We start from the raw sequence: 13,595 nt of genomic DNA on the forward strand, positions 1-13,595 counted from the left end.
TATCAGGCGAACCAGCCCAGCTTGACCACGAACAATACCGACAGCACGACCAGCGCCGGGTTGAGTTCGCGTCCGCGGCCGGCCAGCAGCTTGATCAGGGTCCAGGCGATAAAACCGAAGGCGATGCCGTTGGCGATGGAGAAGGTCAGCGGCATGGCCAGGGCGGCGACCACTACAGGTGCGGCGACGGTGAGGTCGTCCCAGTCGATCTGCGCCAGGCTGCTCATCATCAGCACGGCGACGAACAGCAGCGCTGGGGCGGTGGCAAAGGCTGGTACCGCGCCGGCCAGCGGGGCGAAGAACAGGCTGAGAAGAAACAGCAGAGCGACCACGCAAGCGGTCAGGCCGGTGCGCCCGCCGGCGCTGATGCCAGCAGCGGATTCGATATAGCTGGTGGTGGTCGAGGTGCCCAGCGCGGCGCCGGCCATGGTCGCCGTGCTGTCAGCCAGCAGCGCGCGGCCGAGGCGCGGCATCTTGCCGTCCTGGTCCAGCAGGTTGGCTTTCTGCGCGACGCCGACCAGGGTGCCGGAGGTGTCGAACAGGTCAACGAAGAGGAAGGCGAAGATCACGCTGATCAGGCCGATATCCAGGGCGCCCATGATGTCCAGCTGCAGCAGGGTCGGCATCAGCGACGGCGGCATCGACACCACGCCGCTGAGCTGCGACAGGCCGAACAGGATCGACAGGCCCGTGACCAGCAGGATGCCGATCATCACCGCGCCGGTGACCTGACGATAGGCCAGAGCAGCGATCACGAAGAAGCCCAGGCAGGCGAGCATGGCGCCGCCCTGGCTGAGGTCGCCGAGGGTCACCAGGGTGGCCGGGTGGTCGACCACGATACCGGCGTTCTTCAGCGCGATGATCGCCAGGAACAGGCCGATGCCGGCGGCGATACCGGCGCGCAGGGCCAGGGGAATGCTGTTGATGATCCACTCGCGGATCTTGAAGATCGACAGCGCGAAGAAGATCACCCCCGAGAGAAATACCGCCCCCAGTGCCACCTGCCAGGTGTGACCCATGGTCAGCACCACGGTATAGGTGAAGAAGGCATTGAGGCCCATGCCCGGCGCCAGGGCGATCGGGTAATTGGCGAGCAGACCCATGATCGCCGAGCCGATGGCGGCGGCCAGGCAGGTGGCGACGAATACCGCACCCTTGTCCATGCCGGTTTCGGCGAGCATGTTAGGGTTGACGAAGAGGATGTAGGCCATCGTCAGAAAGGTCGTCAGCCCTGCCAGTACCTCGGTGCGTACCGTGGTGTTGTGTGCCTTGAGTTGGAACAGTTTTTCCAGCATGCGGACGCTCCGAGGCGGCTCTTGGGCCGCGTTTATTAATCAAACGCACAGACCGCAAGCAAAGCACATTCGCGTGCATGTGCAGGCTTTTGCTGGCGGTCGGGGAAAAGGCGCGCATCATATCAGCTCGCCTTTGGCGAATGAATTTATGACCAATTGGTCAACTTGCAGCACCCATTCGAATAGGCAAGAAGGAGGCCAATATGACCATGCGAGCCTTGATCACCGTCGCCGACGGAGTCGAAGACCTTGAGTGCGTCACCCTGATCGACGTGCTGCGGCGTGCCGACATCGAGGTGGTGGTCGCCAGCATCGAAGACCGTCGGATGATCACCTGTGCCCGCGGCACGCGGCTGACTGCCGATGCCATGCTGGTCGACGTGCTGGCCCAGGCGTTTGATCTGATCGTGTTGCCGGGCGGTATGCCGGGTGCCCAGCGCCTTGGCGAACACCAACCGCTGGCCGAGCGGGTGCGTGAGCAGGCCAAGGCCGGCAAGCTGTTCGCCGGCATCTGCGCGGCGCCAGTGTTCGCGCTGCAGCCGTTCGGCGTCCTCAAGCAGCGGCGCATGACCTGTTTCCCGGCGATCAGCGACCGTCTCAGCGGCTGCGTGTTCGTCGACCAGCCGGTGGTGGTCGACGGCAACTGCATCACCAGTCAGGGGCCGGGCACCGCACTGGCCTTCGCCCTGATCCTGGTCGAGCAACTGGTCGGCAAGGCCAGGCGCAACGAGATCGCCGACGCCATGCTGGTCTAGCACGCAGCAGCGCAGGCCGCGAAAAGACGAACTTGTCGCCCGTTGTTCGAGTCACTGAAGGCAGGCCGCCTTGGGCGGCAATCTGTTTTTCGGCACGAGGCAATGGCAATGGATGGGGTCGATCTGAGCGTGTTGCGACGGGCTCGGGACTGGTTGCGCGAAGGTCACCCGGTGACGCTCTACACCGTGGTGGAAACCTGGGGCAGCGCGCCGCGGCCGCTGGGTTCGCTGATGGCCCTGCGCGACGACGGCCGGGTGGAGGGTTCGGTTTCCGGTGGCTGCATCGAAGACGATCTGCTCGCGCGGCTGCCCTTGCAGCGCGATCCGGCAACAGCCTGCGAAGTGATCAGCTACGGCGTCAGCAAGGAGGAGTCGGCGCGCTTCGGCCTGCCCTGCGGCGGTACCCTGCGTCTGGTGCAGGAGCCGTTGCAGAGCGTTGCCTGGCTCGATGAGCTGCTGGCGCGCTGCGACGCCCATGAGCGGCTCACACGGCGGCTGGATCTGTCGACGGGGCGAGTCGAGCTCAGCCCAGTCAATTCCACCGGCAATTCCCCTGGCGAGCTGAGTTTCGACGGTCGCACCTTATGCGCGCCCTTCGGTCCGGCCTGGCGGCTGCTGCTGATTGGCGCCGGGCAGCTGTCGCGCTACGTTGCCGATTTCGCCCAGGCGCTGGGTTTCGAGGTGCTGGTATGCGACCCTCGTGACGCCTATCGGCACGACTGGGCGCCGGGGCAGGTGCGCTTCGTGCCTGGCATGCCGGATGACGCGGTGCTGGCGATTGAGCCCGACGCCCACACCGCAATAGTCGCCCTGACCCACGACCCGCGCCTCGACGACATGGCCCTGCTCACCGCGTTGCAGTCCGCCGCCTTCTACGTTGGTGCGCTGGGCTCACGCGGCAACAGCGAGAAGCGCAAGCAGCGGCTGCTCTCGCTTGGTCTCGCCAGCCGCGACGTGGCGCGCCTGCACGGCCCCATCGGCCTGGCCATCGGCAGCCGTACGCCTGCGGAGATCGCCCTGTCGCTGCTGGCGGAGATCGTCGCGCTGAAAAATGGCATGGCAGCCCGCCAGTGCCAGCCCGCGGTGCAGTGCGCGTGATCGCGGGCGTGTGCGCGCTGTTGCTGGCCGCAGGGCAGGGCAGTCGCTTTCGCGCGCAGGCTGGCGCCGACAAGCTGCTCGTGCCTCATCTGCTGAATGCCCCCGGCGATCCAGTGATCCTGCTCGCCCTGCGCGCGCTGGCCGGCGTCGGCGAGCGCAGCCTGGTGGTGGCGAGGGCTGATAATCGGGCGCTGATCGAGTTATTGCGCGGCCAGGCTTGCGATGTGTTGCAGGTGCGGTCTGCCGGCTTGGGCGATAGCCTGGCCCAGGCAGTGGAGCACTGCGGCGACTGCCACGGCTGGCTGGTTGCGCTCGGCGACATGCCCTACGTGGGCCGCGGGACCGTGCGGCGAATCGCGGCTGCAATCGAACCCGGCAAGTTGGTGGTCCCGACCTACCAGGGTCGTCGCGGTCATCCACGCGGTATCGGCAGTGACTACCGCAAACAGCTGCTGGCGCTACGCGGCGATCAGGGTGCGCAGGCGCTGTTCGAGCGCGCTGCAGGCATTAGCGCCAACCTTGTCGAGCTGGCGGTCGACGACCCCGGCATCCTGGTCGACGTCGACCTGCCCGGTGATCGTCTGGCCCGTTTCGCCACCGCCGGCTAGTGGCCCGGAAACCTGAACGTTTGCTAGCGCGGCGAAGTCGTAGCCCTAAGACGCAGCCCACTGCGCAGCCCGCTAGAGAACCCGACCGTGAGGCTTCCATGAGCGCTACAGATACCGGCGAGTCCCTCGCCCTGCATGCTATTTCCCTGACCCTCAACGGCCAGTCGCACCAGCTTGAGGTGCACCCCTGGACCACTCTGCTCGACCTGCTGCGCGAACAGCTGCAGCTGACCGGCACCAAGAAAGGATGCGACCACGGCCAGTGCGGCGCCTGTACGGTGCTGCTCGACGGCAAGCGCATCAACAGCTGCCTGACCCTCGCGGTGATGCACGACGGCGCCGAGCTGACCACCATTGAAGGGCTGGCCAGCGGCGACAGGCTGCACCCGTTGCAGGCGGCGTTTATCAAGCATGACGCCTTTCAGTGCGGCTATTGCACGCCTGGGCAGATCTGCTCCGCCGTCGGTCTGGCGCGTGAAGGCAAGGCCGCCAGCGCCGAGCAGATTCGCGAAATGATGAGCGGCAACCTGTGCCGCTGCGGCGCCTACAGCAACATCCTCGCGGCCATCGAAGAAGCGCTGCCGGAATGCCGCCAGGAGGTTCAGTCATGACCCCCTTCGCCTACAGCAAGCCCCATGACGTTGCTGAAGCACTGCGCCTGGCCGGTCCCGGTGCGCGCTTTATCGCCGGTGGCACCAATTTGCTCGATCTGATGAAGGAAAATGTCGCGCGTCCCGAGCGGCTGATCGACATCAACGCACTGCCCCTGCGCGATATCGCCGTCACCGGCACCGGCGGGCTGCGCATCGGTGCCCTGGTCAGCAACGCTGACCTCGCCTGGCACCCCGATGTCGAGCGGCGTTATCCGCTGCTGTCGCAGGCGCTGCTGGCCGGCGCCTCGCCGCAGCTGCGCAATATGGCCAGTACCGGCGGCAACCTGTTGCAGCGCACCCGCTGTTACTACTTCTACGACAGCGCCGTGCCCTGCAACAAACGCGAACCGGGCAGCGGTTGCCCGGCCCGTGATGGGGTCAACCGCATCCATGCGATCCTCGGCGCCAGCGAGGCCTGTGTTGCGGTGCATCCCTCCGACATGTGCGTGGCGCTGGCGGCGCTCGAGGCCGAGGTGATCGTCATCGGCCCAGGAGGCGAGCGGCGCATCGCCTTCGCCGATTTCCACCGGCTACCGGGCGATTCACCCGAGCGCGACAACAGCCTGGCCGATGACGAACTGATCCTTGCGGTCGAGTTGCCGGCGGCTGGTTTTGCCGAGCACAGCACTTACCTCAAACTGCGCGACCGAGCGTCCTATGCCTTCGCCCTCGTATCGGTGGCGGCAGCGCTGGACATGGATGGCGCCACCGTGCGACGTGCCCGCATTGCCCTGGGCGGCGTCGCGCACAAGCCGTGGCGCAAGGTCGAAGCCGAAGCCGTATTGGTCGATCAGCCGGCCACGGCAGAGTTTTTCGCCCTGGCGGCCGAGCGCCTGTTGAGCGGCGCTGAGCCGCTCGAACACAACGCCTTCAAGATCGAGCTGGCACGCCGTGCCATCGTTCGCGCCCTCACCGAAGCCGCAGGAGTCCAGCCATGAGCGCTAAACAATCGCCCATGGGCCAGCCGCTCGACCGCGTCGATGGCCCGCAGAAAGTTACCGGCAGCGCCCGCTACGCCGCCGAGTTCGACGCGCCCGACCTGCTCCATGGCTGCGTCGTGTCCAGCCGCATCGCCAGCGGCCGCATCGTCCGTATCGATGCCAATGCGGCGCTCGCGCTGCGCGGGGTGCTGCTGGTGCTGACCCACGACAATCGACCGAAGCTGGCAGGCGAGGATGAGTCCTACGAGGACGCCGACTCTGCCGACGGCTCGCCGTTCCGGCCGCTGTACAACGACCGGGTGCTCTACAGCGGCCAGCCTGTTGCCCTGGTGGTGGCGGAAACCCTCGAACTGGCCCGTTACGCCGGCTCGCTGGTGCAGGTGGAGTACGACCAGCAGCCGCACCAGACCAATCTCATGACCCAGCTTGGCAATGCCCGCCCGGCACCGGCCGAGTTGCCGAAGCCGCGTGGCGATGCCGCCAGTGCGCTGGCTGGCTCGATGCTCGGGATCAAGGCCGAGTACAGCTCGCCGGTCGAGCACCACAACCCGATGGAGCCCCACGCCTCGACGGTGATGTATGCAGCCGACGGCAGCCTGACGATCTACGACAAGACCCAGGGCACGCAAAACAGCCAGCAGTACGTCGAGGACGTGTTCGGCCTGAAAGGGCGCGTTCGCGTGCTCGCGCCCTTCGTCGGCGGCGCCTTTGGTTCCGGCCTGCGTCCGCAGTATCAGTTGCCCCTGGCGGTGATGGCGGCGTTGCAGCTGCGCCGCTCGGTCCGGGTCAGCCTGACCCGGCAGCAGATGTTTACCTTCGGCTATCGCCCACGCACCGTGCAGCGCCTGCAGCTCGGCTCGGCGGCGAACGGTGTGCTGCACGCCATCCACCATCACGCCATCGGTCAGACCTCGCGCTTCGAGGATTTCACCGAACACGTGGTCGAGTGGTCCGGCATGCTCTATCAGTGCGACAACCTGCAGCTCGGCTACGAGCTGGTGCCGCTGGACGTCTACACCCCGCTGGACATGCGCGCGCCAGGTGCGGCCCTCGGCGTTTACGGCCTGGAGTGCGCGATGGACGAGCTGGCCTATGCGGTGGCCATCGACCCATTGCAGCTGCGCTTGCTCAACTACGCCGAGAGCAACCAGAACGAGGGCAAGCCCTATTCCAGCAAAGAGCTGCGCGCCTGCTACACCCAGGGCGCAGAGCGGTTCGGCTGGCATAAACGGCCCCTGGAACCGCGCAGCCTGCGCGAGGGCAATGAACTGATCGGCTGGGGCATGGCCACCGGCGTGTGGGAAGCCATGCAGCAGAAAGCCAGCGCCCGCGCGCGGCTGGACACGGACGGCATGCTGCGGGTCAGCAGCGCCACCACCGATATTGGCACCGGCACCTACACGGTGATGACCCAGATCGCGGCCGCGACCCTAGGCCTGCCAGTCGAGCGGGTGGAGTTCCAGCTCGGCGATTCCAGCCTGCCGACCGCGCCGCTGCAAGGCGGCTCGTTCACCGTGTCATCGGTGGGCAGCGCGGTGCAGCAGGCCTGCGAGGCGCTGCAGGACAAACTCTTGGCCGCCGCCGCACAGCGTCCCGATTCCCGCTTTGTCGGCATAGCGCGTGAGCAGGTCGAGTTCGTCGACGGCCAGCTGCGTCTGCGCAGCGCCCCGAGCCTTAGCGTGCCGCTGAGCGAGCTGCTCGCCCACGGCGGCGCGCTGGAAGCCCAGGTCGATGCCGAACCGAGCAAGGCGCGCGAGCAGTACGCCACCGCGACCCATTCGGCGGTGTTCGTCGAGGTCCGCGTCGACAAGGAGCTCGGTACCGTGCGGGTCAGCCGGGTGGTCAGCGCCATTGCCGCCGGCCGCGTGGTCAACCCGAAAACCGCGCGCAGCCAGATTCTCGGCGGGGTGATCTGGGGCATCGGTCAGGCGCTGCACGAGGAGACCCTGATCGACCACAACCTCGGCCGCTACATGAATCACAACCTGGCCGAGTACCACATCCCGGTGCACGCCGACACGCCGGAGATCGAGGTGATCTTCGTCGAGGAAGAGGACAGCGTGGTCAACGCGCTCGGCTCCAAGGGCGTGGGCGAGATCGGCATCGTCGGTGTCGCCGCAGCCGTCGCCAATGCGGTGTACCACGCCACTGGCAAGCGCGTGCGCGACCTGCCGATCACCCTGGACAAGCTGATCGTCAGTTGATGGACGCGTGGCCGCCTGTGCGAAATCGGGGCGGCCGCCCGTCTGCTCGGCGAACCGCCGACAGGGTGATCGGTCCAACTCCTCGGCAGGGCCCATCGGCCCGCCTCGCTGCCGGAAGCTGAGTTGTCTCCGACATGGATTTCCCTTTGGAGATTACTCATGCCCACCCGAATCCATCCCCTTGGCATTGCCCTATGCCTGGCGCTGGCGCCTGTCAGCCAGGCAGCCGATATCCTGGTCAGCAAAACCAGCGACAGCTTCGACCCAGCCTGCGTCAACAATTGTTCGCTGCGTGAAGCCATCCATCAGGCCAATCAGGCCGCCGAACCGACGCGCATCCTGTTGGCGCCGGGCGTCTACCAACTGACCCTCAACGATCCCCCGTGGAATTACGACGAGGACCCCGATCCCGATGAAGACCTCGGCGTGCGCGGTGATCTGGACGTGGTCGCCGACATAACGCTTGTCGGTGCCGGGCAAGCCGCGACTGTCATTCAGGGCAGCGGCGACCGCTTGCTCGAAGTGGTGCCGGGTGCGTCACTGCAGCTGCGCCAGCTGACCCTGCGTGATGGTCTGGCCGATACCTACGGTGGGGCGATTCGCAACCACGGCGACACCCAGCTGCGTCAGGTGAGCTTTCTCAACAACCGCGCCGATGCCGGCATCCAGGGGCAAGGCGGTGCGATTGCCAACTTCGCCACGCTGAGCGTCAGCCACGCATTGTTCGAAGGCAATAACTCCAACGGCGACGAAGGTTTCTTCGGGCGCGGTGGCGCGATCTTCAACATGGCGTCACTGCAGGTCCGCGACAGCACTTTTCGCGGCAACAGCGCGACCGATGACGATTCCGACTACGGCCAGGGCGGTGCGCTCTACAACGAGGGCACGGCAGATGTAGCGCGCAGTACCTTTGTCGGCAACAGCGCCGGCGTGCCGCTCTACGGCGGCGGGGGCAGCGCGATCGCCAACCGCCGTAACGGCGTCATCAAGCTGACCAACAGCACCTTGAGCGGCAACCCCGGCATTGACGTCAACGGGGTCTTCGCCAATGGCATCGACAACTTCGTCGCGGACGTGGCGTCCAGGGCGCAGCTGATCAACGTAACCATTGCCGGCAATGGCGGCCTGGGGTTGAGCAATGTGGGCGAGGTGCTGATTCGCAACAGCCTGATCGCCGGCAATCAGCTGGCTGGCGTGCCGGTCAACTGCAGTAATCAGGGCGTCTATCAGGCGCGTGGTCTGCTGCTCGGCACCGACCAGGGCAACTGCCTCAGTGACGTGCCGGTGGACGATGGGCTGACCTGGACCAAGGTTCTGCATCCGCTTGCCGCCAACCAAGGCGCCACTTGGAGCCATGGCGTGCGACAGGGCAGCCCGGCGCTGGATGCCGGCGTCGGCTCCTGCACCCAGCATGATCAGCGCGGCTTCAGCCGGCCGCGTGACGGTGATGGTGACGGTGTGGCGGTCTGTGACCTCGGCGCCTTCGAACGCTCGCGGCCGTAAGCGGAAGCCCAGCGCATCGTCGGCATTGTGGGCGAGGCGCGGGTTCGCCGTCAGGGTGTCTGCGCGTCGCTGGGCTCGTGCATGCGGTCACGCGTGGCCAGGGTCGGGAACAGGCGAATCCATAATCCGGTGACAACCAGCGCGCCGACGCCGCCGATCAGCACCGCCGGTACGGTGCCGAACCAGGCGGCGCTGACACCGGCGCGGAAGTCGCCGAGCTGGTTGGATGCGCCGATAAACAGGCCGTTGACCGCGCTGACCCGCCCGCGCATGGCATCGGGCGTCTGCAGCTGCACGAAGGCGCCGCGGATGACCATGCTGATCATGTCGGCCGCGCCCAGCAAAACCAGCGTCGCCAGGCTGAACCACAGCGAGGTGGACAGGCCGAAGCCGATAGTCGCCACGCCGAAGATCGCCACCGAGGTGAACATCACCGGGCCGACCTTGCGCTCGATGGGAAAGCGCGCCAGCCAGACCGACATCAGCAGCGCGCCTACTGCCGGCGCCGAGCGAAGCAGGCCGAGGCCCCAGGGGCCGGTGAGCAGGATGTCCTTGGCGAACACCGGCATCAGCGCGTTGATGCCGCCTAGCAGCACCGCGACCATGTCCATCGACACCGCGCCGAACACTTCGGCGCGGCTGCGGATAAAGCGAAAGCCGGCCAGTAGCGACTCGACCGAGATCTTCTGCTTCAAGGGTTTCTGCTGCGCCGGCAGGCTGAGCATCAGGCTTAGCGCCAGCGCGTAGAGCACCACGCTGGAGCCATAGACCCAGCCTGCATCCACCGCGTAGAGCAGGCCGCCGATCGCGGGCGCGACTATGGTCGCGGTCTGCAGCGCCGATGCCGATGCGGCGACGGCAGCGGGAAACAGGCTCGGAGGCACGATGTTCGGCAGCAGTGCCTGGGTCGTCGGCATCTCGAAGGCACGGGCACTGCCGAGCAGAAAGGCGATGACGAAGATCATCTCGCGGCTGACGCCATCGACCCGCGTGCCGATCAACAGCGCCAGGGCCACCAGGGCCTGGGCCGCCTGGCAGAGTGCGGCGACCTTGCGCCGGTCGAAGCGGTCCGCAACATGGCCGGTGAACAGAATGAACAGGATTCTCGGCATGAACTCGACCAGCCCCACCAGGCCCAGGTCGAGCACGCTGCCGGTGAGGCTGTACATCTGCCAGCCGATCGCCACGGTGAGCATCTGAAAACCGCTGGCAGTGCCTACCCGGGCCAGCCAGAAAGCGCGAAAGGGGCGGTGGTGACGCAACTGCGAGGTGCCGTGAACTGACATGGATGTTCGCTTCTAACGGTTGAAAGGCGCTTGCCTCAGCAGCGCAGGCGCGCAGCCTAACATGACCGTTCGGTCAGAAGAGCGCTGCCATGATCGTGCCTCGCGCGACAAATAACCACAGCGGCGCTGCACCCGCGCGGCGGTATTCTGCGGTCATGCGCGATGCAGGCCGAATCCCGTTTCGGATGTGCCTGCAAGGCTGACTGCCCTGGCGCCACGTCGGTTCAGATAACAAGAACAATCTCATTGTTCTGCGCTCCAAACTGCAGCGCGCACACGGCTGTGCTCCGAATAATCTGACAGAGGAAGCCTTATGTTCGGCTTAGAGGCGTTAGATCTGGCCCGAATCCAGTTCGCCTTCACCATCTCCTTCCACATCGTCTTCCCCGCAATCACGATCGGTCTGGCCAGCTACCTAGCCGTACTGGAAGGCCTGTGGCTGCGGACGAACGAAGAGGTGTACCGCGACCTCTATCACTTCTGGTCGAAGATATTCGCGGTCAACTTCGGCATGGGCGTGGTCTCGGGCCTGGTCATGGCCTACCAGTTCGGCACCAACTGGAGCGCGTTTTCCGATTTCGCCGGTGCGGTGACGGGGCCGCTACTGACCTACGAGGTGCTCACCGCGTTCTTCCTCGAAGCGGGATTCCTCGGCGTCATGCTGTTCGGTTGGAACCGCGTCGGCCCCGGGCTGCACTTCTTTTCCACGGTGATGGTGGCCGTCGGCACGCTGATCTCGACCTTCTGGATTCTCGCGTCCAACAGCTGGATGCACACCCCACAGGGTTTCGAAATCATCGACGGGCGGGTGATTCCCACCGACTGGTTCGCGGTGGTGTTCAACCCCTCGTTCCCGTATCGCCTGGCCCATATGGCGACCGCGGCCTTTCTCGCCACGGCGTTCTTCGTCGGCTCGTCCGCGGCCTGGCACCTGCTGCGCGGGCGCGACAACCCGGCGATCCGGCGGATGCTGTCGATGGCCATGTGGATGGCGCTGATCGTCGCGCCGGTGCAGGCGGTGATCGGAGACTTCCATGGCCTCAATACCCTGGAATACCAGCCGGCGAAGATCGCCGCGATCGAAGGCCATTGGGAAAACCATGGCGACGAGCCGACCCCACTGATCCTGTTTGGCTGGCCGGACATGGACGCCGAGGAAACCCGCTTCAAGCTCGAAATTCCGGCGCTCGGCAGCCTGATCCTGACCCACAGCCTGGACAAGCAGGTGCCGGCGCTCAAGGAGTTCGCGCCCGAGGACCGGCCCAATTCGACCATCGTGTTCTGGACCTTCCGCATCATGGTCGGCCTCGGCTTGCTGATGATCGTCACCGGCCTGTGGAGCCTCTGGCTGCGCATGCGCGGAGGTCTGTATGCCAGTCGGCCGTTCCTGCACATGGTGGTGTGGATGGGCCCGTCGGGGGTAATCGCCATCCTGGCGGGCTGGTTCACCACCGAAATTGGCCGTCAGCCCTGGGTCGTCTACGGCCTGATGCGCACGGCAGATGCCTCATCGGGGCACAGCTTTGCCCACATGAGCCTGACGCTCGGGTTGTTCGTGGTGGTGTACTTCGCCCTGTTCGGTGCCGGCATCAGTTACGTGATGCGCCTGGTGCGCAAAGGCCCGGTGATCAACGAAGGCAAGGAAGAGGGCGCGGGTGGCCCTGGGCAGCAACGCACGCCGGCTCGTCCGCTCTCTGCAGCCGATGAGAGCTTCGAGGAAGGCGAAAGCGACGATCTGGGCGAGAGGAACTGAACATGGGTATCGATCTTTCATTGATCTGGGCGGTGATCATCGTCTTCAGCATCATGATGTACGTGGTGATGGACGGTTTCGATCTGGGCATCGGCATCCTCTTTCCGTTCGTCAAAAGCGAGCGCGAACGGGACGTGATGATGAACACCGTGGCGCCGGTCTGGGACGGCAACGAAACCTGGCTGGTGCTGGGCGGCGCCGGGCTGTTCGGCGCGTTTCCGCTGGCCTATTCGGTGGTGCTCAGTGCGCTCTACCTGCCGCTGATCTTCATGCTGCTGGGGCTGATTTTCCGCGGCGTGGCCTTCGAGTTTCGCTTCAAGGCCAAGGCGGAAAAGCGCCATATCTGGGACAAGGCGTTTATCGGTGGTTCCTTGACCGCGACCTTTTTCCAGGGGGTGTCGCTGGGGGCCTATATCGACGGCTTCCGCGTGGTCGATCGGGTCTACGCTGGCGGCGCGCTGGACTGGTTCACGCCGTTCTCGCTGTTCTGCGGGGTGGCCTTGATTGCCGCCTATGCGCTGCTCGGCTGTACCTGGCTGATCATGAAAACCCAGGGCCGACTGCAGGGGCAGATGCACGACATCGCCCGGCCGCTGGTGTTCGTGGTGCTCGCCGTTACCGGTGCGGTCAGCCTGTGGACGCCGCTGGCCCACGACGCCATCGCCCAGCGCTGGTTCAGCATGCCCAACCTGCTGTGGTTCATGCCGGTGCCGCTGCTGGTGCTGTTGACCACCTACTGGCTGCTGCGCGGTATCCAGAAGAACGCCAACAACACGCCGTTCCTGCTGACCCTGGTGCTGATCTTCCTCGGCTACAGCGGCCTGGGTATCAGCCTGTGGCCCAACATCATTCCGCCGTCGATTTCCATCTGGGACGCAGCCTCGCCACCGCAGAGCCAGGGCTTCATGCTGGTCGGCGCGCTGCTGATCATCCCGTTCATCCTGATGTACACCGCCTGGAGCTATTACGTGTTCCGCGGCAAGGTGACCGAAGACGATGGCTACCATTGAGTGTTGGCTCCGGTCTGCTGCGCGTCGGCCCTGCGGCGTTAAAAGCCGGCTCGGCAAGCCGCTTGCGGCTAACGCGCTTCAGCGCGCCCCGAAGGGCGAGTGAAACGAGTAATGCTCATGTACAAAAGTACACTCCGCTTGATTCGCTTCGCTCACCCTGCGGGCGAGCCGTTGGCTGTTACTCCGCTCCGCTACGTTTCTCGCCGGCTTTTGCCTTGCATGGCTCTAGCTCGCGAGACCTCGAATAGGTTCTGAGGTCGCAAGATGAACGATTTAGAAGAGAAAAAGCCGCTGTGGCAGCGCCTCGGCTGGCTGCTGCTGATCTGGTCCGCCAGCGTGCTGGCGCTGGGAGCGGTGTCCTGGCTGTTGCGCCAGTTCATGCAGGCGGCGGGGATGGGTACGCCGTAACGGCGGACGTTTCTGTCGGGTGGATGGCGTCTTTTTCATCCACCGTGCCAACGCCATGGTGAATCGGTGACGCGTGATCCC

General features: G+C 65.4%; 12 protein-coding genes. 10 read left to right on the plus strand and 2 right to left on the minus strand.

The window, feature by feature from the left end:
* Positions 1 to 2 precede the first annotated feature (2 nt).
* Positions 3 to 1,295, minus strand: a complete 1,293-nt coding sequence (locus ACX0MV_RS04140; protein WP_458981220.1) for an NCS2 family permease — start codon at positions 1,293 to 1,295, stop codon at positions 3 to 5.
* A 203-nt stretch (positions 1,296 to 1,498) separates the two neighbouring features.
* Here ACX0MV_RS04140 and ACX0MV_RS04145 point away from each other — a divergent pair, with 203 nt between their 5' ends.
* The 7 genes from ACX0MV_RS04145 (at position 1,499) to ACX0MV_RS04175 (ending at position 9,057) form a co-directional block, all read left to right on the plus strand.
* A complete protein-coding gene (locus ACX0MV_RS04145) occupies positions 1,499 to 2,050 on the plus strand; it encodes a DJ-1 family glyoxalase III (protein WP_458981221.1) in 552 nt (183 codons plus the stop codon).
* Between the two features lie 108 nt (positions 2,051 to 2,158).
* Complete coding sequence (locus tag ACX0MV_RS04150; protein WP_458981222.1) at positions 2,159 to 3,148, plus strand: XdhC family protein; 990 nt, start codon at positions 2,159 to 2,161, stop codon at positions 3,146 to 3,148.
* Positions 3,145 to 3,756: a nucleotidyltransferase family protein gene (locus ACX0MV_RS04155; protein ID WP_458981223.1), complete on the plus strand. Its 612-nt coding sequence runs from the start codon at positions 3,145 to 3,147 to the stop codon at positions 3,754 to 3,756. The genes ACX0MV_RS04150 and ACX0MV_RS04155 overlap by 4 nt, the downstream gene beginning before the upstream one ends.
* A gap of 98 nt (positions 3,757 to 3,854) precedes the next feature.
* Positions 3,855 to 4,367: a (2Fe-2S)-binding protein gene (locus ACX0MV_RS04160; RefSeq protein WP_458981224.1), complete on the plus strand. Its 513-nt coding sequence runs from the start codon at positions 3,855 to 3,857 to the stop codon at positions 4,365 to 4,367.
* Positions 4,364 to 5,347: an FAD binding domain-containing protein gene (locus ACX0MV_RS04165; RefSeq protein WP_458981225.1), complete on the plus strand. Its 984-nt coding sequence runs from the start codon at positions 4,364 to 4,366 to the stop codon at positions 5,345 to 5,347. Before ACX0MV_RS04160 ends, ACX0MV_RS04165 begins: the two co-directional genes overlap by 4 nt.
* On the plus strand, positions 5,344 to 7,554 hold the full coding sequence (locus tag ACX0MV_RS04170; protein WP_458981226.1) for a xanthine dehydrogenase family protein molybdopterin-binding subunit: 2,211 nt from the start codon (positions 5,344 to 5,346) through the stop codon (positions 7,552 to 7,554). The genes ACX0MV_RS04165 and ACX0MV_RS04170 overlap by 4 nt, the downstream gene beginning before the upstream one ends.
* 159 nt (positions 7,555 to 7,713) lie before the next feature.
* Positions 7,714 to 9,057, plus strand: a complete 1,344-nt coding sequence (locus tag ACX0MV_RS04175) for a choice-of-anchor Q domain-containing protein (protein WP_458981227.1) — start codon at positions 7,714 to 7,716, stop codon at positions 9,055 to 9,057.
* Positions 9,058 to 9,107: 50 nt separating this feature from the next.
* Here the strand turns inward: ACX0MV_RS04175 and ACX0MV_RS04180 are convergent, their stop codons facing one another.
* A complete protein-coding gene (locus tag ACX0MV_RS04180; RefSeq protein ID WP_458981228.1) occupies positions 9,108 to 10,343 on the minus strand; it encodes an MFS transporter in 1,236 nt (411 codons plus the stop codon).
* Positions 10,344 to 10,656: 313 nt separating this feature from the next.
* On the opposite strand from ACX0MV_RS04180, the gene ACX0MV_RS04185 reads away from it, so the two are divergent.
* The 3 genes from ACX0MV_RS04185 to ACX0MV_RS04195 all read left to right on the plus strand — a co-directional run bounded on the left by ACX0MV_RS04185 (position 10,657) and on the right by ACX0MV_RS04195 (position 13,514).
* The gene (locus tag ACX0MV_RS04185) at positions 10,657 to 12,096 is read left to right on the plus strand and encodes a cytochrome ubiquinol oxidase subunit I (RefSeq protein WP_458981229.1); all 1,440 of its coding nucleotides are present in this window, start codon (positions 10,657 to 10,659) and stop codon (positions 12,094 to 12,096) included.
* 2 nt (positions 12,097 to 12,098) lie between these two features.
* Positions 12,099 to 13,106 carry a cytochrome d ubiquinol oxidase subunit II gene (gene cydB, locus ACX0MV_RS04190; RefSeq protein WP_458981230.1) on the plus strand — a complete coding sequence of 336 codons (1,008 nt, stop codon included), beginning with the start codon at positions 12,099 to 12,101 and terminating at the stop codon, positions 13,104 to 13,106.
* A gap of 264 nt (positions 13,107 to 13,370) precedes the next feature.
* On the plus strand, positions 13,371 to 13,514 hold the full coding sequence (locus ACX0MV_RS04195; RefSeq protein WP_458981231.1) for a DUF2474 domain-containing protein: 144 nt from the start codon (positions 13,371 to 13,373) through the stop codon (positions 13,512 to 13,514).
* The last annotated feature ends 81 nt before the right edge of the window (positions 13,515 to 13,595 follow it).

It is taken from the genome of Pseudomonas cistanchae (assembly GCF_054483635.1).